The organism is Rhodococcoides kroppenstedtii (genome assembly GCF_900111805.1).
Taxonomy (GTDB): Bacteria; Actinomycetota; Actinomycetes; order Mycobacteriales; family Mycobacteriaceae; genus Rhodococcoides; species Rhodococcoides kroppenstedtii.
On record NZ_FOJN01000009.1, the window covers coordinates 161,358 to 181,145 of the forward strand.

At 68.5% G+C, this 19,788-nt stretch carries 21 protein-coding genes; 9 read left to right on the top strand and 12 right to left on the bottom strand.

What is annotated here, in order from left to right; genetic code table 11:
• Positions 1–8: 8 nt before the first annotated feature.
• Positions 9–431: a VOC family protein gene (locus BMZ18_RS12175; RefSeq protein WP_068365829.1), complete on the top strand. Its 423-nt coding sequence runs from the start codon at positions 9–11 to the stop codon at positions 429–431.
• A 92-nt stretch (positions 432–523) separates the two neighbouring features.
• Here BMZ18_RS12175 and BMZ18_RS12180 read toward each other — a convergent pair whose 3' ends face one another.
• From BMZ18_RS12180 to BMZ18_RS20205, 9 genes are all read right to left on the bottom strand, one after another.
• Positions 524–1,165, bottom strand: a complete 642-nt coding sequence (locus tag BMZ18_RS12180; protein WP_068365830.1) for a GAF domain-containing protein — start codon at positions 1,163–1,165, stop codon at positions 524–526.
• 35 nt (positions 1,166–1,200) lie between these two features.
• Entirely contained in the window at positions 1,201–1,620 is a 420-nt protein-coding gene (locus BMZ18_RS12185) for a hypothetical protein (protein WP_139203947.1), read from the bottom strand.
• The gene (locus BMZ18_RS12190) at positions 1,617–2,261 is read right to left on the bottom strand and encodes an RNA polymerase sigma factor (RefSeq protein WP_244516511.1); all 645 of its coding nucleotides are present in this window, start codon (positions 2,259–2,261) and stop codon (positions 1,617–1,619) included. The genes BMZ18_RS12185 and BMZ18_RS12190 overlap by 4 nt, the downstream gene beginning before the upstream one ends.
• Positions 2,262–2,469: 208 nt before the next feature.
• Positions 2,470–4,959, bottom strand: coding sequence for a sensor histidine kinase (locus tag BMZ18_RS12195; protein ID WP_068365862.1), 2,490 nt, complete (start codon positions 4,957–4,959; stop codon positions 2,470–2,472).
• A 23-nt stretch (positions 4,960–4,982) separates the two neighbouring features.
• The gene (locus BMZ18_RS12200) at positions 4,983–5,621 is read right to left on the bottom strand and encodes a potassium-transporting ATPase subunit C (protein WP_068365863.1); all 639 of its coding nucleotides are present in this window, start codon (positions 5,619–5,621) and stop codon (positions 4,983–4,985) included.
• Between the two features lie 2 nt (positions 5,622–5,623).
• Positions 5,624–7,717 (bottom strand): potassium-transporting ATPase subunit KdpB, encoded by a 2,094-nt coding sequence (gene kdpB, locus BMZ18_RS12205; RefSeq protein WP_068365864.1) that lies wholly within the window; start codon positions 7,715–7,717, stop codon positions 5,624–5,626.
• Positions 7,714–9,486 (bottom strand): potassium-transporting ATPase subunit KdpA, encoded by a 1,773-nt coding sequence (kdpA, locus tag BMZ18_RS12210; protein ID WP_068365865.1) that lies wholly within the window; start codon positions 9,484–9,486, stop codon positions 7,714–7,716. The genes kdpB and kdpA overlap by 4 nt, the downstream gene beginning before the upstream one ends.
• Complete coding sequence (kdpF, locus tag BMZ18_RS12215) at positions 9,486–9,584, bottom strand: K(+)-transporting ATPase subunit F (protein WP_068365866.1); 99 nt, start codon at positions 9,582–9,584, stop codon at positions 9,486–9,488. The genes kdpA and kdpF overlap by 1 nt, the downstream gene beginning before the upstream one ends.
• A gap of 268 nt (positions 9,585–9,852) precedes the next feature.
• Positions 9,853–9,987, bottom strand: coding sequence for a hypothetical protein (locus tag BMZ18_RS20205; RefSeq protein ID WP_280141990.1), 135 nt, complete (start codon positions 9,985–9,987; stop codon positions 9,853–9,855).
• 91 nt (positions 9,988–10,078) lie between these two features.
• Here BMZ18_RS20205 and BMZ18_RS12220 point away from each other — a divergent pair, with 91 nt between their 5' ends.
• Positions 10,079–10,696: a pyridoxamine 5'-phosphate oxidase family protein gene (locus tag BMZ18_RS12220; protein ID WP_068365867.1), complete on the top strand. Its 618-nt coding sequence runs from the start codon at positions 10,079–10,081 to the stop codon at positions 10,694–10,696.
• A 139-nt stretch (positions 10,697–10,835) separates the two neighbouring features.
• Complete coding sequence (locus BMZ18_RS12225) at positions 10,836–11,192, top strand: hypothetical protein (protein WP_139203948.1); 357 nt, start codon at positions 10,836–10,838, stop codon at positions 11,190–11,192.
• A 121-nt stretch (positions 11,193–11,313) separates the two neighbouring features.
• Here BMZ18_RS12225 and BMZ18_RS12230 read toward each other — a convergent pair whose 3' ends face one another.
• Positions 11,314–11,520 carry a hypothetical protein gene (locus tag BMZ18_RS12230; RefSeq protein WP_068103715.1) on the bottom strand — a complete coding sequence of 69 codons (207 nt, stop codon included), beginning with the start codon at positions 11,518–11,520 and terminating at the stop codon, positions 11,314–11,316.
• 489 nt (positions 11,521–12,009) lie between these two features.
• Here BMZ18_RS12230 and BMZ18_RS12235 point away from each other — a divergent pair, with 489 nt between their 5' ends.
• The 3 genes from BMZ18_RS12235 to BMZ18_RS20065 all read left to right on the top strand — a co-directional run bounded on the left by BMZ18_RS12235 (position 12,010) and on the right by BMZ18_RS20065 (position 13,965).
• Positions 12,010–13,386, top strand: a complete 1,377-nt coding sequence (locus tag BMZ18_RS12235) for an NAD-dependent succinate-semialdehyde dehydrogenase (protein ID WP_068103716.1) — start codon at positions 12,010–12,012, stop codon at positions 13,384–13,386.
• Positions 13,387–13,522: 136 nt separating this feature from the next.
• Positions 13,523–13,657: a hypothetical protein gene (locus BMZ18_RS20210; RefSeq protein ID WP_280141993.1), complete on the top strand. Its 135-nt coding sequence runs from the start codon at positions 13,523–13,525 to the stop codon at positions 13,655–13,657.
• Positions 13,658–13,698: 41 nt separating this feature from the next.
• On the top strand, positions 13,699–13,965 hold the full coding sequence (locus BMZ18_RS20065; RefSeq protein ID WP_244516514.1) for a serine aminopeptidase domain-containing protein: 267 nt from the start codon (positions 13,699–13,701) through the stop codon (positions 13,963–13,965).
• A gap of 208 nt (positions 13,966–14,173) precedes the next feature.
• Here the strand turns inward: BMZ18_RS20065 and BMZ18_RS12245 are convergent, their stop codons facing one another.
• Both BMZ18_RS12245 and BMZ18_RS12250 read right to left on the bottom strand, forming a co-directional pair.
• A complete protein-coding gene (locus BMZ18_RS12245; RefSeq protein WP_068365868.1) occupies positions 14,174–15,499 on the bottom strand; it encodes an ISL3-like element ISPfr2 family transposase in 1,326 nt (441 codons plus the stop codon).
• 1,001 nt (positions 15,500–16,500) lie between these two features.
• Positions 16,501–16,812 carry a putative quinol monooxygenase gene (locus BMZ18_RS12250; RefSeq protein WP_006247389.1) on the bottom strand — a complete coding sequence of 104 codons (312 nt, stop codon included), beginning with the start codon at positions 16,810–16,812 and terminating at the stop codon, positions 16,501–16,503.
• A gap of 107 nt (positions 16,813–16,919) precedes the next feature.
• Between BMZ18_RS12250 and BMZ18_RS12255 the strand changes: the two genes are divergently transcribed.
• From BMZ18_RS12255 to BMZ18_RS20325, 3 genes are all read left to right on the top strand, one after another.
• The gene (locus tag BMZ18_RS12255) at positions 16,920–17,861 is read left to right on the top strand and encodes a GlxA family transcriptional regulator (protein WP_068152479.1); all 942 of its coding nucleotides are present in this window, start codon (positions 16,920–16,922) and stop codon (positions 17,859–17,861) included.
• A 1,036-nt stretch (positions 17,862–18,897) separates the two neighbouring features.
• A complete protein-coding gene (locus tag BMZ18_RS12265) occupies positions 18,898–19,113 on the top strand; it encodes a hypothetical protein (protein ID WP_082895229.1) in 216 nt (71 codons plus the stop codon).
• A gap of 20 nt (positions 19,114–19,133) precedes the next feature.
• Positions 19,134–19,769 carry an IS3 family transposase gene (locus tag BMZ18_RS20325; protein WP_371828502.1) on the top strand — a complete coding sequence of 212 codons (636 nt, stop codon included), beginning with the start codon at positions 19,134–19,136 and terminating at the stop codon, positions 19,767–19,769.
• Positions 19,770–19,788: the final 19 nt, after the last annotated feature.

Here is a 19,788-nt window from a genome sequence, read left to right on the forward strand (position 1 = left end):
GAGACACCATGACCCGAATGCTGTTCGTCAACACCTACGTCGAGGACGTGGCCGCGAGCCGCACCTTCTTCGGCGCCCTGGGGTTCGAGTTCGACGACGCCTTCTCGGACGAGAACACCGCGAGCATGATCGTCAACGACACCACCACGGTGATGTTGCTGGCCCGGCCCAAGTTTCAGGAATTCATCCTCGACGAGATGACCGACACGGGCCGGAACCGCGAGATGTTGTTGGCGGTCTCGGCGGACAGCCGCGAGGCCGTCGACACCCTTGCGGACACGGCGCTGCGCAACGGCGGCAGCGCCTGGACCGACCCGCAGGATCACGGGTTCATGTACGGGCGGTCGTTCCGCGACCTCGACGGTCACGTGTGGGAAGTGATCTGGATGGACCCGGCCGTCGCCGCCGGTGACGGTCCGCCCGACATGTGAGCACCCGCGCGAGTTCTGCCACACGATCCGACTCGATGCCGCGAGATCGCGGGATGCGACGCGATCGTGTGGAGATACTCGCGCAGCCGTCGTCAGTCCAGTACATGCTCGCCGAAGATCAACCCGCGCACCACCCAGGTCAGGTCGTCCATCGTGCGCTGCTCACCGGGCGTCCAGGTGTGCGCGCACGGATGCCAGACGGTGAGCGCGCCGACCGCGCGCTCGTCGGCGTCGCGGAGCGGACGAGCAAGGTAGGCTCCCACCGCTCCGCTACGCACGGCGGGGTGGGTGGCGATGCGGGCGTCCGAGGCCGCGTCGTGGACGACCCAGGATTCCGCGCCCGACTCGACGACATGCGCGGCCAGAGACTCCTTCAGGGGTGCCTCCCGCGCTTCGGCGAACGCCGGGGCCAATCCGATCGCGCCGAGATAGAACACCCGCTCGCGATCGACGAGCACGATGGCCGCCGACGGCACCCGCAACGACTCGACCGTGATCGCCACGGCACGCTCGAACACCGGGGCCCGTGGCGAATCGAGCAGCCCCGTTCGCCACACCGACCGCAATCGATTGGGATCCCGCACCCGCCGACCCGCCTCGGGGCCGGCCGGTGTCCGCAGCAGGTGCGCGAGCACCGTGTCGTGGATGTACTGCTCGGGCGTCTGGCCGGCGGCGAGAGCCAGGGCAGCCAGCAGCGCCGTCATCTCGTCGTCGAAGCCCGCGTCCCGCGACATGGGTCGACGGTAACCCTCGGCGTGCCCTCCCGTCGTCATGTCGACGGCCGATCGGCCGCGACGACGTCCACGTCGCAGGCCCCGAACGCCGTCCCGAGGATTGCGGTGAGTGCGCCGGCCGCGACGGACGCGGTCCGCCGGGACGACACGTCGCCCGGGGTCACGCGGGCACCGAGACATCGGTGGCCCTCGGTGTAGAGCTCGAGGGCCACCACCTCCGTCCCCGCGGCGATCAGTTCCCGTAAGACGGCGGTGCGCACCACCGCGTCGCTCACCCGCAGCGTGTCCGGTCCGGCGTCGGTGGGGAACACGGCGTCCAGCGGCCACGTCCGGACGCCGACGGCACGCACCCGGGACACCGCGCGGTCGGTGATGTCCGTCCACCCCCCGACCCGAGCGGCACGACGGCGGATCACCTCGGCGGCACGGTCGGCCGGGCCGCCGCTGGGGGTCATGTCCACGCGTTCAATCGGGCCTCGAGGGTGGCGCGGGCGCGCGCGATCTGGCCGCGCACCGCACCGGGGGTCGTGAACAGGATGTCAGCGATGTCGACGATGCGCATGCCGTCGACCTCCCGCAGGACCCAGCACGCCCGTTGCCGCGGCGGCATCGTGCCCAGCACCTCGTCGACCGCAGCGAGAAACGCTGCGTCGGAACAGGTTCGAGGTGGGTCGGTCCGCGGGTCCGTGCAGGCACGATCCACGACGTGATCGGACCCGGGCCGCGGGATGCGGCGGCGGCGATGATCGATCACCTTGTGCGAGGCGATGCCGAACAGCCACGTGCGCAGGGCCGAGTCGTGTCGGAAATCGCCGATGCGGGTCCAGGCGACGACGAGACTGTCCTGCACCACGTCCTCCGCCGCGCCGTGATCGGCCAGCATCGACTCGGCGAACCGGATCATCGCGGGCGCGAACCGGCGGACGATCTCGTCGAACGCACCCCTGTCCCCCGCCGCCGCGGCGACGGCCAGCGACCGATCGGACAGGGACGGGGCGTCGAGCGGCGGGAATCGGCGGCCGCCGCGCTCGCCGTGCGCGGCCGGGGAGCTGCCGATCTCGGGAACCCCCGGAACGAGCGACGGATGTACCAGCACGGTCGTCCTCCCGCCCGCTCGCCGTCGCCCGCCGATGGACTAACGGCACGCATTGGAATGCCCCGCCCCGGCCCGCCCTACACCTCATGACGCACTTCACGTCGCATCCTGCGTGCGCTTTCGGCCCCGACGTCCGACTCACGGTCACACGATCCGCCCCACCCGAGGACGGACGTCGAGCAGAGAGGACCCCGGTGACCACCGGCGTTCAGGGCACTCGGGTCGACAACTCCACCGTCATCGTCGCGCCGCCGCCCGCGGTGTCGGACACCGTCACGGTGCCGCCCATGGCCTCGACGAATCCGCGCACCACGGACAGACCCAGCCCGACGCCCGTCGTGTTGTCCCGGTCGCCCTGCCGCTGGAACGGCGCGAACACCGCGTCGGCCGCGTCCGGTGCGATGCCAGGGCCGTTGTCCGCCACCGTGATCACGGCGCGACCGGCCCCGGTGTCGGCGGCGGTCACCCGAATCGTCGACTCGGGCGCGTGCCGGACCGCGTTGTCGACGAGGTTGGCGAGCACCCGTTCGAGCAGTCCGGCGTCGGCGGCGACCACGACGTCGTCGACTCCGGTCTCGACACGGTCGATCGACACGCGACTGCTTGCCAGCGCGCGCTCGAGCACGTCGGCCACCGGCACCGCGGTCAACGCGGGGCGGGCGACCCCCGCCGCGAGGCGGGACGAGTCGAGCAGATTTCCCACCAACGCGGTCAGGTGATCGGTCGACTCCTCGATGGTGGCCAGCAGCTCGGCGGTGTCCTCGGCCGAGAACTCCACGTCGGTACTTCGCAGACTCGACACGGACGCCTTCACGGCCGCGAGCGGGGTCCGCAGATCGTGACCCACCGCCGACAACAGCGCTCGACGCAACCGGTCTGCCTCCGCGAGAGCCGCTGCCGCACTGGCTTCCTCGGCCAGCTCGGCCTGGCGAATCAGTCCCCGGGACTGGTTGGCGACGGCCGTCAGGACTCGCCGATCGCGAGCGCGAGTCGCCGGACCGGCGAGAAGCAGCGTGTAGTCGCCGTCGGCCGTCGTGACCACGGTGTCGGCGTCGTCCGGTGACGCGGGTGGGCCGTCACCCGCGGACCCGACGACGGTCCCGTCGTCGTCGACGAAGGCCACCGACCGCTGACCGTAGGTCTCGCGGACGCGTTCGAGCAGCGCCGGAAGATCGGCCCCCCGCAACACCGTTCCGGCGAACAGCGCCAGCAGTTCCGCCTCCCGAGACGCGCGCCGGGCCTCCCGCGACCGCCGAGCGGCGGCGTCGACGAGCACCGCCACGGCGACGGCCATGATGAGCAGGACCACGGTGGTGACGAAGTTGTCGGGCTCGGCGATGGTCAGGCTGTACCGCGGTTCGGTGAAGAAGAAGTTCAGCAGCAGCCCGGCGATCAGGGCGGACAACGCCGCGGGGATCACGCCGCCGAGCAACGCCACGGCGAGCACCACCACGAAGAACAGCGCACTCTCGCCGCCGAGGTCGAGGTAGGGGTCCACCAGCATCATCGCCAGCGCGGACAACACCGGCACGGCGACGGCCGCCACCCACGCCAGGGCGCGTCGACGCGCGGTGTCCGGTCGCAGGAGACGTCGCCACCGCCACCCGCCGGCCACCTCGGCGTGAGTGACCATGTGCACGTCGATCTTTCCCGACTCCGCGATGACGGCCGCGCCGATGCCCTCGTCGAGAATGCGCGCCCACCGCGAGCGTCGCGACGTGCCGATGACGAGTTGCGTCGCGTTTGCCCCGCGGGCGAAATCGAGCAGCGTGGCGGGGACGTCGTCGCCGACGACGCTGTGCATGCTCGCGCCCAACGCGGCCGCGAGGCGACGCACCTTGCCCATCTGGGGGGCCGAAACGCCGGTGAGCCCGTCGCCGCGCACCACGTGCAGCACCATCAGTTCGGCGCTCGACTTGGCCGCGATCCGGCGAGCCCGTCGCACCAGGGTCTCCGACTCCGGTCCCCCAGTGACGGCCACCACCACGCGCTCGCGGGCCTCCCACGTGTCCGTGATGTGGTGTGCCGACCGGTATTTCGCCAGGGCGGCGTCCACCTGATCGGCGATCCACAGCAATGCCAGTTCGCGGAGTGCGGTGAGGTTGCCCTGCCGGAAGTAGTTCGACAGGGCCGCGTCGACCTTGTCCGGGGCGTAGACGTTGCCGTGAACCAGACGGCGCCGCAACGCTTCCGGGGCCACGTCGACCAGTTCCACCTGCTCGGCGCCGCGCACCACGGCGTCGGGAACCGTCTCGCGCTGGCGGACCCCGGTGATCTGCTCGACGACGTCGTTGAGGCTCTCGAGGTGCTGGACGTTGACGGTGCTGACGACGTCGATGCCGGCGTCCAGGATGTCCTCGACGTCCTGCCACCGCTTCTCGCGCCGGCTGCCCGGGGTGTTGGTGTGGGCCAGCTCGTCGACGAGCACGAGGGCGGGTGCGCGGGCGATCACGGCGTCGACGTCGAGCTCCCGCGCCTCGGCGCCGCGGTAGCGCACGGTCCGCAGCGGGACCTGCTCGATGCCGTCGAGCAGGTCCGCGGTGTGGACGCGGCCGTGGGTCTCGACGATGCCGGCCACCACGTCGCAGCCGCGACCCTTTCGCCGGTGCGCCTCCCCCAGCATCGCGTAGGTCTTGCCGACGCCGGGGGCGGCACCGAGGTAGATCCGGAGTTCGCCCCTGGTGCTCACGTCGTCCATCGAACCGTGTGACGTCTCGGTTGTCAGGAGGGGGTGCAGGTCGGCGCGGTGAGACCCAGCGCGACGTTGAGCTCGGGCACGTTCACCGCATCGGCGCCGAGGAAGCCGAACTGCCGCCCGTCGGTGTGCTCGGCCACCAGCGCCCGCACGTCGTCCTCGGATCGACCGGTGGCCGCGGCGACCCGCGGCACCTGGATCGCCGCGTAGGCCGGGCTGATGTGGGGATCGATCCCCGACCCGGAGCCGGTCACGGCGTCCACCGGAACCGCCTCGGGCGGGACGTTCTCCCGCTCGGCGACGGCGGCACGTCGCTGCTCGACGAACGAGGCCAGGATCTCGCTGCTCGGTCCCTGATTGGTCGGCACCGCCGCCGCGGGGTCACCGGGGGCGAACGCGTCGTCGTCGGCGACGGATCCGGTGGTGCGGGTGTGGAAGAACGGATCCGGTTCACCCTCGGGTACCTGCGGATCGACGCCCACCAGCGAGCTGCCGACAACGCACCCGTTCGCGTCGCGCAGCGGTGAGCCCTCGGCGCTGTCGGAGCCGAGGCGCGAGACCGCCCACACCGCAGCGGGATACGCGATGCCGAGGATCACCGTCAGCGCCAGCAGCACCGACAGGCCCGCGACGATCTGTCCGAGAAAGCGTTGTGTCCAGCGCATGATCAGCCCATTCCGGGAACGAGTCGGACGACGAGGTCGATGAGCCAGATCCCGACGAACGGGGTCACCACCCCACCCACGCCGTAGATCAGGAGGTTCCGCCGCAGCAGCGCCGAAGCACCGGCCGGGGTGTACCGCACGCCCTTCAGCGCCAGCGGGATCAACCCGATGATGACGAGCGCATTGAAGATCACGGCGGAGAGAATGGCCGACTGCGGTGTCGCCAGACCCATGATGTTCAGTGCGCCGAGCTGCGGGTAGACGCCGCTGAACAGGGCCGGGAGGATCGCGAAGTACTTGGCCAGATCGTTCGCCAACGAGAACGTCGTCAGCGCACCGCGCGTGATGAGCAACTGCTTGCCGATCTCGACGATCTCGATCAGCTTGGTGGGATCGGAATCCAGATCCACCATGTTCCCGGCTTCCTTCGCCGCCGAGGTGCCCGTGTTCATGGCGACGCCGACGTCGGCCTGTGCGAGCGCGGGGGCGTCGTTGGTGCCGTCGCCGGTCATCGCGACCAGACGTCCGCCCTCCTGCTCGGACCGGATGAGGGCCAGCTTGTCCTCCGGCGTCGCCTCGGCCAGGTAGTCGTCGACCCCGGCCTGCGCCGCGATGGACGCCGCGGTGAGCGGGTTGTCGCCGGTGACCATGACGGTGCGAATTCCCATGGCGCGCAACTGCGCGAACCGGTCGGCGATGTTCGGCTTCACCACGTCGGACAGCTCGATCACGCCGAGTACCCGGGCGGACCCGGACGCCGACACGGCGACCACGAGCGGGGTGCCGCCCATGCGGGCGATCTCCTCGGCGGTGTCGTCCACCGCCTGATCCACGGCGCCGCCCTGCTCGCGCACCCACGCCAGCACGGAGTCGGTGGCGCCCTTGCGCACTCGATCACCGTTCAGGTCGACGCCGCTCATCCGGGTCTGGGCCGTGAACGCCACGAACTCGCCGCGAGTTTCCGCCTCGGTGGGAGCCGCGGGAAGTTCGTGGTCGCGCACGCAGAGTTCGACGATGCTGCGGCCCTCCGGGGTTCCGTCGGCCAGGGAGGACAGCCGGGCGGCCGCGGCGAGCGCGCCGACGTCGACACCCGGCGCCGGATGCAGACCCGTCGCTCGGCGGTTGCCGTAGGTGATGGTGCCGGTCTTGTCCATGAGCAGGGTGTCGATGTCTCCGGCCGCCTCCACCGCCCGCCCGGACATGGCCAGGACGTTGCGCTGCACCAGTCGATCCATGCCCGCGATGCCGATGGCGGACAGCAGGGCGCCGATGGTCGTCGGGATGAGGCAGACCAACAGCGCGATGAGCTGGATCGGATCGGCGGCCCGGCCGGCGTAGGCGCCCATCGGACCGATCGCGACGACGGCGAGCAGGAACACGATAGTGAGCGAGGCCAGCAGGATGTTCAGGGCGATCTCGTTCGGCGTCTTCTGCCGGGCCGCGCCCTCGACGAGTGCGATCATGCGGTCGACGAACGTCTGCCCCTGCGCTGCCGTGATTTTCACGACGATGCGGTCCGACAGCACGGTGGTGCCGCCGGTCACCGCGGAGCGGTCGCCGCCCGATTCGCGGACGACGGGCGCGGACTCGCCGGTGATCGCGGACTCGTCCACCGTGGCGATGCCCTCGACGACGTCGCCGTCGCCGGGAATGGTCTCCCCCGCGACGACCACCACCTCGTCACCGACGGCGAGGGCGGTGGCCGACACCTCCTCGGTTCCTCCGCCGACGACGCGGCGACGAGCGACGGTGTCGCGTTTGACCGCTCGAAGACTGGCGGCCTGCGCCTTGCCCCGCCCCTCCGCGACCGATTCGGCGAGGTTGGCGAAGATCAGGGTGAACCAGAGCCACACCGCCACGGCCCACGCGAAGACCGACGGGTCCAGCGCCGCCAGGACGGTGGTGACCACCGAGCCGACCAGGACCACGAACATGACCGGGTTGCGGGCGAGGTGTCGTGGGTCGAGTTTCGCGCACGCCGTCGGGAGCGAGGTCACCATCCGGCGTGGACTGAAGTAGCCGGTGCGGACCGGGGCGACGGCGTCACCCTCGGTGGGGGTCACCGGGTCGAGCGGAGTGAGGGTCGTGAACGTCATTGCACTGCCTCTGCGATGGGGCCCAGCGCGAGCGCCGGGAAGAACGTGAGGGCGGCCACGAGGACCACGGTGCCGAGCAGGAGCGACGCGAACAGCGGACCGTGCGTCGGGAGCGTGCCCGGGTTCGGCGGGGTGCGCTTCGTGGTGACCAAGGACCCGGCGAGCGCGAGGACCAGCACGATCGGCAGGAACCGACCGAGCAACATGGCCAGGCCGAGCGAGGTCTGGAACCAGTCGCTGGTGACGGTGAGGCCACCGAAGGCGCTGCCGTTGTTGTTGGATGCCGAGGCGAACGCGTAGAGCACCTCGGTGAAGCCGTGGATCGAGCCCGGAGTGCCGGGATCTCCCGAGTTGCCCTGGTACCCGGTGGTCGACGGCAGCAGCACCGTGACGGAGGTCCCGATCAGGACCAGCGCCGGCATGACGAGGACCGACAACGCCGCGAGGGTGATCTGTCGACGACCGATCTTCTTGCCCAGGTACTCCGGGGTTCGGCCGACCAGCAGGCCGCCGACGAAGACGGCGACGATCGCGAGCACGAGCAGCCCGTAGAGCCCGGTTCCGACGCCACCCGGTGCGATCTCCCCGACCAGCATGTTGAGCAGGACGGCCCCGCCGCCGAGCGGCGACATGCTGTCGTGCGCCGAATTGACCGCTCCCGTCGACGTTCCCGTGGTGGCGACGGCGAAGAGCGTCGAGCCGGGAATGCCGAACCGCACCTCCTTGCCCTCCATCATCGCGCCGGCGGCCTCGGCCGCGACGCCGCGCGCACCGGCCTCGGCGGCCGCGGTGACGGCGAGCAGTGCCGCGAACAGTGCGCCCATGACGGCGAGCAGGGTCAGGCCCTGCCGACGGTCGCCGACCATCGTGCCGAACGTGCGCGTCAGGGCCACCGGGATCAGTAGGATGGCGATCATCTCGACGACGTTGCTCAGGGGCGTCGGATTCTCGAACGGGTGGGCCGAATTGGCCGCGAGGATGCCGCCGCCGTTGGTGCCCAGCTCCTTGATCGCCTCCTGCGAGGCGACCGGGGCGAGGGCGTTGGTCACGGACGATCCGTCGGGCCCCGTCGAGGCGAACCCGGCGGAGAAGGACTGAATCACGCCCTGCGTCAACAGGATCAGAGCGATCACGAACGACAGGGGCAGCAGGATCCGCAGGGTGCCGCGGATCAGGTCGACCCAGAAGTTGCCCAGCTCTCCGCCCACGCGCACCCGAACGAACCCCCGGATCACCGCGGCCGCGACGGACAGGCCTACCGCGGCGGACACGAAGTTCTGCACCGCCAGACCCATCGGCTGGGTGAGGTTGGACATCGTCGTCTCCGGGACGTACGACTGCCAGTTGGTGTTGGCCACGAACGAGATCGCGGTGTTGAACGCCACCGACGGGCTCACCCCCGGCAGCCCACCGTTCAGCGGCAGCACGCCCTGCACTCGCTGCAGAACGTAGAGGAAGAGCACGCTCGCGGCGGAGAAGCCGAGCACCGACAACGAGTAGCCGATCCACGTCTGTTCGGCGCGGGGGTCGACGCGGCAGAGGCGGTAGATCAGGGACTCGACGCGGGAGTCGGTGCGGGTGCGGGTCCGGGTGCGCAGGGCGGTGCCGCCGCCGGTGTCGTTCGATTCGGAACCGGCGTCGTCGCTCGGGTCGTCGTCGCTCGGGGACGCGTACACCCGCGCCATGTAATCGCCCAACGGGACATAGGCCGCGGCGAGCACGATCACGACGGCGGCGATCTGCAGACCGGCCGCCAGTGCGGGCGACATCAGAACCGCTCGGGATCGAGCAGGGCGACCAGCAGGTAGACCACCAGTGCCGCGGACACCGCCACCAGGATCACGCTGGTGGCGCCGTCGACGGTCATCGCCCGGTACCCGTCGTGGAGGAGGTGGCGAGGGCACGCACGAGCGCCACGCAGACGCCGAACCCTCCCGCTGCCACCACGAGATACGCCAGATCGGCCATCGGAGTCGATGCCTCTTTCGGTCGGCCGTCGGAGCTGTCGTGCTCCGTCACCGCCGGCGGGTCGCGCGGCGGTCGTGTTCTGTCTACGACCGCCCGCCGAGGCGAACCGCGCTCCTTACGCGTCCTTGACGCGGACGCCTGACGTCATGACGCGGTTCTGACGTCCGTCAGCGGTCTTCCTCCGGCTCGAAGGTGGAGTCCTCGGAGTGGCCCACGGCCACGCCCTCGTCGGTGTCGGGGATGGTGTTGTCCTCGCCGAGGCCGCCGTCGTCGTCGTTGTTGTCGTGCCGGGGTTCGGTCATGGTGCGCTCCTGTCGTGGGGTCGAACGGGGTGCCCGCCGAGAGCGCAGTCAAACGCGGGCGTAGCGTGCGCCGTGGACCAGGAGGCGAGACGTGGGAAGCCGCTACCCGCAGTTGATCTTCGGCGAGCACGCACGGCGCCGTCAGGGCGAGGCCGTGCGCTCGGGTGCCTGGTCGGTCGACGGAGACCCCGGCCCGCAGGACCTGACCGTGCGCGAGCTCGCGCTGATCCGCGGCGCATTCCAGTTCCACCTCGGCACCGTCACCCCGCACGGGTGGCCCTACGTTCAGTATCGCAGCGGGCCTGCGGGTTTCCTGCGCCATCTCGGGGGACGCACGCTCGGGTTCGCCGACCATCGCGGCAACCAGCAGTACGCCAGCGTCGGGAACATCGAGTCCACGGGACGGGTGGCGCTCTACCTCGCGGACCTGCCGCGTCGGCAGCGGCTCAAGGTCTTCGGCACCGCCACCGTGGTCGACGAGGCGGACGATCCCGCTCTGCTGGAGCGACTGCGCACCCTCGACGACGGCAGCCGCGTGGGCGCGACGTGCGAGCGCAGCATTCTGATCGAGGTCGAGGCCTTCGACTGGAACTGCGCCCGCAGCCTGGTGCCGCAGTACACCGAGGACCAGGTGCGGCGTCGGGTCCAGCCCTACATCGACGAGATCGCCGCGTTGCAGGCGGAGATCGCGCGGCTGCGCGAGGGCTGAGCCTCCGGGTTCCCAGCGGTGTGGCGCCGTTGTCGTCTGTCCAGACCCGGGTCGACTCCGGCGCTCGAGGCGTGCGCGCGCGTTACTCTCGGCTCGTTTCTCGACCCTCGACGACTGGAGTCCCGTGTACCGACCGACCGTGAAGACCGCCACCGCGACCTGGCTGGCCGGCACCACCGCTGCCCTGGTCGTGCAGGGTGTGTTCCCTCGGCAGTTCGCCGCCACCACCGCCTGGGGCAGCAACGACGGGTGGCAGCGGGAGATCGCCATCTGGAACCTCGGCACCGTGGTGGCCGGCGCGGCCCTGGTCACGGGCCACGATGCGGACCCGGTGCGCTCTCAGCTGCGCGGGCTCGCCGTGCTGTCGACGCTGTTCGGCATCAATCACGCGGTGGCGGCCGTGGAGACCAACAAGCCCGGCAACTGGGCATGGGCGGCCATCAATGCGGGTGGACTGGTCACCGCGGTCGCGGCACTGACCGGCCGACGCCACTGAACTTGTCGGCACCACTGAGCTTTCGGCACCACTGAGCGGCCGATCCGCGCGCGTCCCAGCGTTCCGCTTCGGCTGCAGCTGACGCGGACAGCTGAAAGGCGCGCGGATCGGGGTGGTGGGTCTACTCGGCGAGCTTCGCCACCGCCTGCGCCCACAGGAAGTACTTGTTGGTGCCCAGGTCGCGCACGGTCTTGATGTTGAACGCCGCCTTCAGATGCTCGGCGTCACTGTCGCTCACACCCTGCAACGACGCCACCGGGGCATCGGCGAGCTCCGCGATCGGCTTCTCCTCGTACGCCTTGTCGAACTTGTCGGCGATTCCGGCCATCGTGCACCTCCGCGAACGTGGTGTTCGGGCACCTCGGGCGAGACACCCGGACACCACGGTACGAGTGTGGGCGGTGTGCCGCGGGGGGTTTCGGACGGGCCGTCAGGAGTGCCGGGGATGTCCGGTGCCCGAACCCACATGGGTGCCGGGGCGGGGGAGTTCGTGGAGCCGCCTTGGGGAATCGAACCCCAGACCTTTTCATCACGAGAACGACGAGAGTCGTCCAGGCGGGTTCGCCCGAGGTTGCGAAACACCGCCTGAACTGCGACAACCGTCCGAGCCGGTTCACGACGGTTCACGGTCGTTCGCACCGACATGTGTCACTGTCGTGGCATCGAGAGGCTTCCCGAGCGCTCGGTTCCAAGTTACCGACCAGTAGGACGCCCACAAGGTTTCGCAACCTCGCCCCGCCCCATCCTTGACCACCGTCGGAGCATCCGATTTTCCCGAATCGGAACAATGACACCCTCCCGACCGTTGAGCGGGGTTATGACGACCTACAAGACTGTCAATCCTGCCGACGGCACAACTGTGAAGGAATTCGAGACTCTCGACGGTGCCGGCGTCGAGCGTGCACTTGCCGATGCACACGCCGGTTTCCAGACATGGCGCAAGACCTCACCGAAGCATCGCGCCGACATCCTGCACAAGGTCGCCGATCTCTACACCGAGCGTTCCGACGAACTGGCCCGCACGATCTCGCTCGAAATGGGCAAGCCCCTCACCGAATCCCAGGGCGAGGTGGAACTGTCGTCGAACATCTACCGCTACTACGCCGACCACGGCCCGTCGCTTCTCGAGGACGAGAAGCTCGACGTACCCGGCGCGGAAGACACTGTGCTGCAGCGTAAGCCGGTGGGCGCTCTCGTCGGCGTCATGCCGTGGAACTTCCCGTACTACCAGGTTGCCCGGTTCGCCGGCCCGAACCTGATGGTGGGCAACACGATTCTGCTCAAGCATGCACCCAATTGCCCGCAGTCGGCACTGCTGATGGAGGAGATCTTCCAGCAGGCCGGACTCCCACAGGACGCGTACATCAACATCTTCGCGACCAACGACCAGATCGCCGACATGATCGCCGACTCCCGCGTCCAGGGCGTCTCGCTCACCGGTAGTGAGAGGGCCGGAACCTCCGTCGCCGAGACGGCCGGACGCAACCTCAAGAAGGTCGTCCTTGAACTCGGCGGGTCGGACGTATTCATCCTGCTCGACTCCGACGACATGGACGCCACCGTCGAATCCGCTACCCGGGCGCGGCTGTCCAACGCAGGCCAGGCCTGCAATGCCGCCAAGCGCATCCTGGTCGCCGAGGAGGTCTACGACGACTTCGTCACCAAGCTCGTCGCGTCGTTCGAAGCCGTGCAGACCGGCGACCCGCTGGACGCGAAGACCACCCTCGGACCCCTCTCGTCGCAGACCGCCGCCGACACGCTGATCGAGCAGATCGACGACGCCGTCGCCAAGGGCGCAACGCTGCTGACCGGCGGTAAAAAGATCGACGGACCGGGTGCCTACGTACAGCCGACATTGCTGACCGACGTCACCCCGGACATGCGCGCCTACAGCGAAGAGCTGTTCGGACCGGCCGGCGTGATCTACAAGGTCGAAAGCGCGCAGCAGGCAATCGAATTGGCGAACTCCTCCGCATACGGTCTCAGCGGCTCGGTGTGGAGCGCTGACCTCGACAAGGCCCGCGACGTGGCCGAGCAGCTCGAAGTGGGCATGGCGTTCGTCAACGAACACGGCACCACGCTGCCAGGTCTGCCGTTCGGCGGAGTCAAGCGCTCCGGCGTCGGCCGCGAACTGGGCCCGTGGGGCATGGACGAGTTCGTGAACAAGAAGCTCGTGCGCGTCTCAGCGAAGTAGATCCTGCTGGCATGGCTCCCCGGACACGATGTCCGGGGAGCTTTCGCGTTCCCCGTCGTCGAGCATTTCGACCCGGTACTGCGCGCGTAGCCGATAGGTTCGGGTTTCGTCCACATCGCCGTGTGGAGGAGTAATCGTGGCCAACGCTTCGTCGTTCGTATCCAAGCAGGACGACATCGAGATCAGCACCTACACCTGGGCAACGGCCGCCGATCCGGCTCGCGGCGTCGTACAGATCGCGCACGGACTCGCCGAGCACGGCAGCCGCTAAGCTCGCTTCGCGACCCGCTGAACGACGCGGGATTCCACGTTATTGCCTCCGATCATCGCGGTCACGGCCAGTCGATCGTCGATACTCCAGGCGATTTCGGTGCCGCTGCGTTCGCCGGGCTGTGGGCCGACATCGAGCAATTCGGAGAATCGTTGCTCAGCGAGTACCCGGACCTGCCGCTGTTCTTGTTCGCTCACTCGATGGGATCGTTTGCCGCGCAGCACGTTCTGATCGAACGATCGGACCTGTACGAGGGTGTGGTGCTGTCGGGCTCGACCACCCTGAACATCGGGCGCAGGGCCGGCTAATCCGGGTTCACCGTCGAACGGACCGTCGCGACCGAATCGGACCGCGACCGGTCCCGCCAAATCTGGTCTCGACCGGCCCCGTTCTACCCCTGACCGTGCAGTCCGGCCCGGTACGGCCCCGTCCGCTGGACCGCGAACAACCTCGAACGGCTGGGCGATTCCACTCAATCAGATTGACGTCTGTTCAAATATTGGAGGGCTAACCGGCTCATCCCAATCGGGGGTGTAGGAGTTGGGGTCTGAAGCCGCCGGTCTCGAGCAGGCTTCGGGCGATGTAGTTGGTCAGGTTGCGGAACCCGAGTGCGGAGCCGCGCAGGTGTTCGAGCCGTCCGTTGAGCGCCTCGGTCGGCCCGTTGCTGGTGCCAGGTCGTTCGAAGTAGGCGAGCACGTCGGCGGCTCGCTTCTTCAGGGTCCGGCCCAGGGTGGTGAGCTCGGTGAGCACCTTGGGGACGCCGGCGCTGAGGTCGGTGATCAGCTTCTCCATGAGCTCGCGGCCACGTTGCCGGTCCTCGTGGCGATAGGCGGCGATCATGCGCTGGTAGACACCCCAGGTCGCCTCGACCTCGACGTGAGCGTCATCAACGAACAGCGCGCGTAGCCTGTCGCTCTGCTTGTCGGTGAGCAGGTCCGCGCCGGTGTGCAGCGTGCGCCGTGACTTGTAGAGCGGGTCGTCCCTGAACCCACGGTGCCCGTGGATCGCGAGTTGGACCCGGCGCCGACACCTGTCGAGGGCGTCACCGGCCAGGCGCACGACGTGGAAGGGATCCATCACCGTGACCGCGTCCGGGATCTCCTCCGCAGCGGCAGTCTCGAACCCGGTGAAGCCGTCCATCGCGACCACCTCGACCGCGTCACGGAAGGCGTCGTCGCGGTTGGCGAGCCAGGTCTTGAACGCCGCCTTCGACCGGCCCTCGACCATGTCCAGCAGCCTTGCTGGGCCGGAGCCATCGCGGACCGGGGTGAGGTCGATGATCACGGTGACGTTCTTGTCGCCACGCCTGGTGTGGCGCCAGACGTGCTCATCGACGCCAATGACCTTCACGCCCTCGAACCGCGTGGGGTCGTTGATCAGCAGCCGCTTGCCTTCGGCCAGGACCGCGTTGTTGGCGGTGTCCCACGCGACCCCGAGTCCCTCGGCGACACGGGCGACGGTGAGGTGTGCGACCACGATCCCTTCCAGCGCCCACCGCAACCCGGTGCGCGAGAGCTTCGCGCGTGGCTCCGCCGCGGCGCTGGTGTCTTGGCGCCACACGTGTCCGCAGTCGGCACAGCGGTAGCGGCGCACTACAACTTCCAGCGCGGTCGGTCGCCAGCCCAGTGGCTCGTGGGCCAACCGCCGGATCACGGTGTCACGAGCAGCGCCTTCGCTGCCGCACCGTCGGCACCACTGATCTGGCTCCACCACGCGGCACGCGAGGACCGCACGATCCGGTTCAAGTCGTTGCCCGGTCACGCTCAGACCGAGGCCGTCGAGTCGAGCGAAGGCGGTCAGGTCAGGGCGGCCGAAGCCGGCCGGCGGGGTAGCGTCGGACACGTCGAGGTCTTTCGGATGGATGGCGTAGGAACCTCCATCGTCGGGAGACCTCGACGTCTATCTGCGGACCGACGCGCCCGGCCGACCTACACCCTCACCTGGGAAGAGCCCTGAAACGTCTTCGACGACGACGGGACCGACGAGGAGCAAGGCGCGGTGAGCTAAAGAATGGAGCTTGCTCGGCTTCGACGCCGCCGCGAGCTCCGGTGAAACTCCGGTAAAACGGTCGGTACTGGTCGGTCGTCGTCGGTCACCACCCGATGGCAGCGTCCCCCACGCTCGGCGTTTGCGCAGGTCAGCGGCTCGTTCACCCAGTGGGCGCATCAAGCGATAGACGCAGAGCCGACGTGATTAGGTCGTCGGTTCGATTCCGACAGGCGGCTCCGGCGAACAGCCCCTGACCTGCGCAAACGCAGGGCAGGGGCGGTTCGGTTCTGGTGGTCGCGCGATGCGCTGGCCTCACGGCTCTGCCCGACACCGACGTCGCTCTCCTCTGCGACGGACCCCTCGCCTGCTGAGCGCTCGCGGCCGGCATCCTGTCCGTGTGCCGATAGGCCTCGCTCCGCTCGGCAACGCAGCGTGGCGTTGTGTCGCGACCTGGACGTGCGAGGTGTCAACGGTGCGTCGGCGCAGCGATCGTTGTGTGCGCAGCGAGATGCTCCATGCCGCACGCGCGGCGCGCACGAACGCAACGCCCCGGAACGCCAACGACCCGTCATCGCTGCGACGCGCAACGCGTCTCCCGTCACGGCAACGGATCGCAACCACGACCCGCCCACGGCGCCTCGCGGGACGGAGGGCAAGTTGACACAGTTGCGCTGCCATGGAACCGCGCTGGCTCTCTCGATGACCACCGGTGAAACAGTGCCGCTACAGGCTTGCGCCTGGTGTTGCCTGGCCTCCTCGTGATCGGCCCGTCGGGGATCGTCAACGTGGTGCGGGTGTCGAGGCGGTCGGGTCCGACGGCTCGGCGGGGCGCGATCGTCTCGTGCGTTGGCTGACTACGGGAGCTTGGACGCGAGGACGTCGGCCGCCAGGATCTCGGGTGCTGCCCCGAGGAGGTGCTGGTTGGCCATCAGGGCTGCGACGATGGCGCCGTTGGCGTGGGCGTCGCGAGCGGCCTCGTCGGGGAATGCATCGAAGATCCAGAAGGTGTCGGCGTGGGTCCTAGCCGCGAACCAGACAATCGTTCCTACTTCTTCGTTGGCTAGTGCGACAGCGCCGGCGAGCAGATCGGCGAGCGCGTCGTGCTGTCCATCGGCCGCGACGATCTTGGCGACGAAGGCATACGGAAGTGATGCGGGTGTGGACATGAGGGGTTCTCCTTGAAGTCGGGGTTCTTCGTGGGGCGAGTTCAGCGTATGACGAGCGAGGGCCGGTGGGGAGTGGCGTATACGACAGTATTGCTATTGTTCGCGCCATGCGTATCGGACTGATCGCGATCGACGGCTGCTTCGGTTCGGCGGTCGCGTCGGTCATCGACATCGTGCGGGTGGCCGACGGAGCCCGCGGCGATGTCGACCCGCGGATCGACCCGATCGAACTCGCCATCCTCGGACCGAAACGGCGAGTGACCACGACGGCATCGATGACCCTGTCGGTGGACCACCCGCTGTCGGAGTCCGGAGAGTTCGACGTCGTCGTCGTCCCTGCGCTTGGAACCCTCACGGCCGCCGCGACCCACGACGCCCTCCAGAGCCGAGATGCACGTTCGGTCATCGCCTCACTCGGGCGCCTCGACGACGCGACCACCCGGATCGCCGCGGCGTGCACCGGCGTGTTCGCCGTCGCCGAGACCGGACGGATGCATCATCGGCGGGCGACGACCAGCTGGTTCCTGGGGCCGGAGTTCCTGAAGCGCTATCCGACCGTCGCCCTCGATCTCGACACCATGGTCGTGGTCGACGGGAACCTCGTCACCGCCGGCGCCGCGTTCGCCCACATCGACCTCGCGCTCTCACTCGTGCGATCGATCAGCCCCGACCTGGCCCAACATGTCGCCAAGCTCCTCATCATCGACGAGCGTCCGTCGCAGGCGGCCTTCGTCGCCTACGAACATCTCCGGCACGAGGACCCGATCGTCGTCGAGTTCGAACGCTTCGTGCGCGCCCGCCTGGACGAACCGTTCAACGTCGCCTTCGTCGCGCAGTCGCTCGGCACCAGTCGGCGCACCCTCGAACGACGAGTCCGTGCGGCGCTCAACCTCACTCCGCTCGGCTTCGTCCAACGGCTCCGCATCGAACGAGCTCGGCACCTCTCAGCAACCACGGACCTCACCTCCGAGGAGATCGCGCTACGGGTCGGCTACGCGAACGCCGAGACTCTGCGCTCCCTCCTGCGCAGGGAGCGACGCCGTTCCTGACCTATCGCCATGCCTGTAGCCGGTGTCCTAGCGCTCGGTTGGAACCACCTCTCAGCACGTCGCGTCGACGCTCCTGCGTCGCCCCTGGACGACCCACTCGACACGCCCGCAGCACAGGCCATGTGACGTGCCCCGGCTTCCCGGACGGTCGGGGTTGGGTGGCTGTGATGTCGCTGCGTTCTCGTCGAGGGGGTCAGCAGACCCGATCAGGGTCGATTGGGATGAGCCGCGAAGGCGGTCAGGTCAGGGCGGCCGAAGCCGGCCGGCGGGGGTAGCGTCGGACACGTCGAGGTCTTTCGGATGGATGGCGTAGGAACCTCCATCGTCGGGAGACCTCGACGTCTATCTGCGGACCAACGCGCCCGGCCGACCTACACCCTCATCTGGGAAGAGCCGGCTAACCGCGCTCACCCAGAACGACCGGATTTCCAACTTGGCGATGCTATGTCCGGCGACGCAATTCGGCTACCAAATGGGGTCTGGCGACCTCGGCGCGGCCTTCACTACAGCGATGGGAATGGGGACGGGACAGCTCTCCGCCGCGCTCAAGTCCAGAGGTCTCGGCGGTTATCTAGCCGGAGTGGCGATCGATGTGTACAGCTGCGGTTTCTCGCAGGCTGCAAAAACCGACTTCAGCGGTCAAGCCATGTCGAGCACCCTTGCTTACGCTGCCGCCAATCCCACCATCGTTGCACAGGAAACGGTCAAGGCCGCTGGTGTGGTCCTAGGGAACCTATGGTCGGCTTTCGTGCCCCGGTGGTAATACAACCGTCTTGAGCGCCGCGGCTCTAGGCGTCAGCCGAGAATCTCAAGTCGGACGGTGAACAAGAAATTCTTCCAGAATCTCTTCTACGGTAACGATTATCAGTGGTGGTTAGGCGACTTGCAGCGGTAGGAGGGAGCTTGACCCGGTTTCCCGGACACCTGATCTGTAGCGTTGCTGCTGCAGGAGAGGAGTCCGAGCTATGCCCGCTGCCCATCCCGAGGAGTTCCGCCGCCGGGCGGTCGACCTGACACCCAGCCGGGGGCGAGTGTCATGCGCATCGCGTCCGACCTCGGCATCAGTGAGTTGTGTCTGCGCAGGTGGATGAAACTCGATGACGTCGATGCCGGCCGCGTCGACGGTCTGTCCACGAGCGAACGCGCCGAGCTGGCACAGTTGCGCCGAGACAAGAAGCGCCTCGAGACCGAGGTCGAGATCCTCAAACGCGCAAGCGCCTATTTCGCGCGGGAGAACATCCTCCCAAAATAGTTTTCCGGCTGGTCCACGAATTGGCTGGGGACGGCTTTCCCGTCGCGGTGACCTGCCGGACCCTCGAGGTGTCGAGATCCGGATTCTACGACTGGCGACATCGACCACCGTCCGAGCGTGATATGTCGGATGCACTGTTGGCCAACAGCATCCGTGATATCCACCAAGGCTCACGCGGGTGCTACGGCGCGCCGCGGGTGCACGCCGAACTGCGCCTCGGTGCAGGTGTTCGCGTAGGACGCAAGCGTGTTGCACGGGTGATGCGCATTCTCGGTCTCGCCGGTATCGGTGCCCGACACAAGCGTCGCCACCGACCCGCACCGGCGGTGCACGACGATCTCGTGGCCCGCCGGTTCGTCGCCGAGCGGCCCGATCAGATCTGGTGCACCGACATCACAGAACACCCCACCGGCACAGGCAAGGTGTACTGCTGCGGGGTTCTCGACACATTCTCCCGGCGCATCGTGGGATGGTCGATCGCCGATCACATGCGTACCGACCTCGTCGTAGACGCACTGCAGATGGCGCTGTGGCGCCGCCTCCCGGAGGCCGGGACGATCATGCACTCGGACCGCGGATCTCAGGGCGGATTCAACTGGTCGTCGCAACACCCTGATCTCGGAGGTATGCGACGTGGCTACAGCAGACTGGAGTAAGAAGGCCAGCGATGTTCCA

Bases quoted from the DNA above. Each gene is read 5' to 3' on its own strand.
- BMZ18_RS12175 (WP_068365829.1), top strand. From the start codon at position 9: ATGACCCGAATGCTGTTCGTCAACACCTACGTCGAGGACGTGGCCGCG.
- BMZ18_RS12180 (WP_068365830.1), bottom strand. From the start codon at position 1,165: ATGTCGCGGGACGCGGGCTTCGACGACGAGATGACGGCGCTGCTGGCT.
- BMZ18_RS12185 (WP_139203947.1), bottom strand. From the start codon at position 1,620: ATGACCCCCAGCGGCGGCCCGGCCGACCGTGCCGCCGAGGTGATCCGC.
- BMZ18_RS12195 (WP_068365862.1), bottom strand. From the start codon at position 4,959: ATGGACGACGTGAGCACCAGGGGCGAACTCCGGATCTACCTCGGTGCC.
- BMZ18_RS12200 (WP_068365863.1), bottom strand. From the start codon at position 5,621: ATGCGCTGGACACAACGCTTTCTCGGACAGATCGTCGCGGGCCTGTCG.
- kdpB (WP_068365864.1), bottom strand. From the start codon at position 7,717: ATGACGTTCACGACCCTCACTCCGCTCGACCCGGTGACCCCCACCGAG.
- kdpA (WP_068365865.1), bottom strand. From the start codon at position 9,486: ATGTCGCCCGCACTGGCGGCCGGTCTGCAGATCGCCGCCGTCGTGATC.
- kdpF (WP_068365866.1), bottom strand. From the start codon at position 9,584: ATGACCGTCGACGGCGCCACCAGCGTGATCCTGGTGGCGGTGTCCGCG.
- BMZ18_RS20205 (WP_280141990.1), bottom strand. From the start codon at position 9,987: ATGACCGAACCCCGGCACGACAACAACGACGACGACGGCGGCCTCGGC.
- BMZ18_RS12230 (WP_068103715.1), bottom strand. From the start codon at position 11,520: ATGGCCGGAATCGCCGACAAGTTCGACAAGGCGTACGAGGAGAAGCCG.
- BMZ18_RS12235 (WP_068103716.1), top strand. From the start codon at position 12,010: ATGACGACCTACAAGACTGTCAATCCTGCCGACGGCACAACTGTGAAG.
- BMZ18_RS12250 (WP_006247389.1), bottom strand. From the start codon at position 16,812: ATGTCCACACCCGCATCACTTCCGTATGCCTTCGTCGCCAAGATCGTC.
- BMZ18_RS12255 (WP_068152479.1), top strand. From the start codon at position 16,920: ATGCGTATCGGACTGATCGCGATCGACGGCTGCTTCGGTTCGGCGGTC.
- BMZ18_RS12265 (WP_082895229.1), top strand. From the start codon at position 18,898: ATGCGCATCGCGTCCGACCTCGGCATCAGTGAGTTGTGTCTGCGCAGG.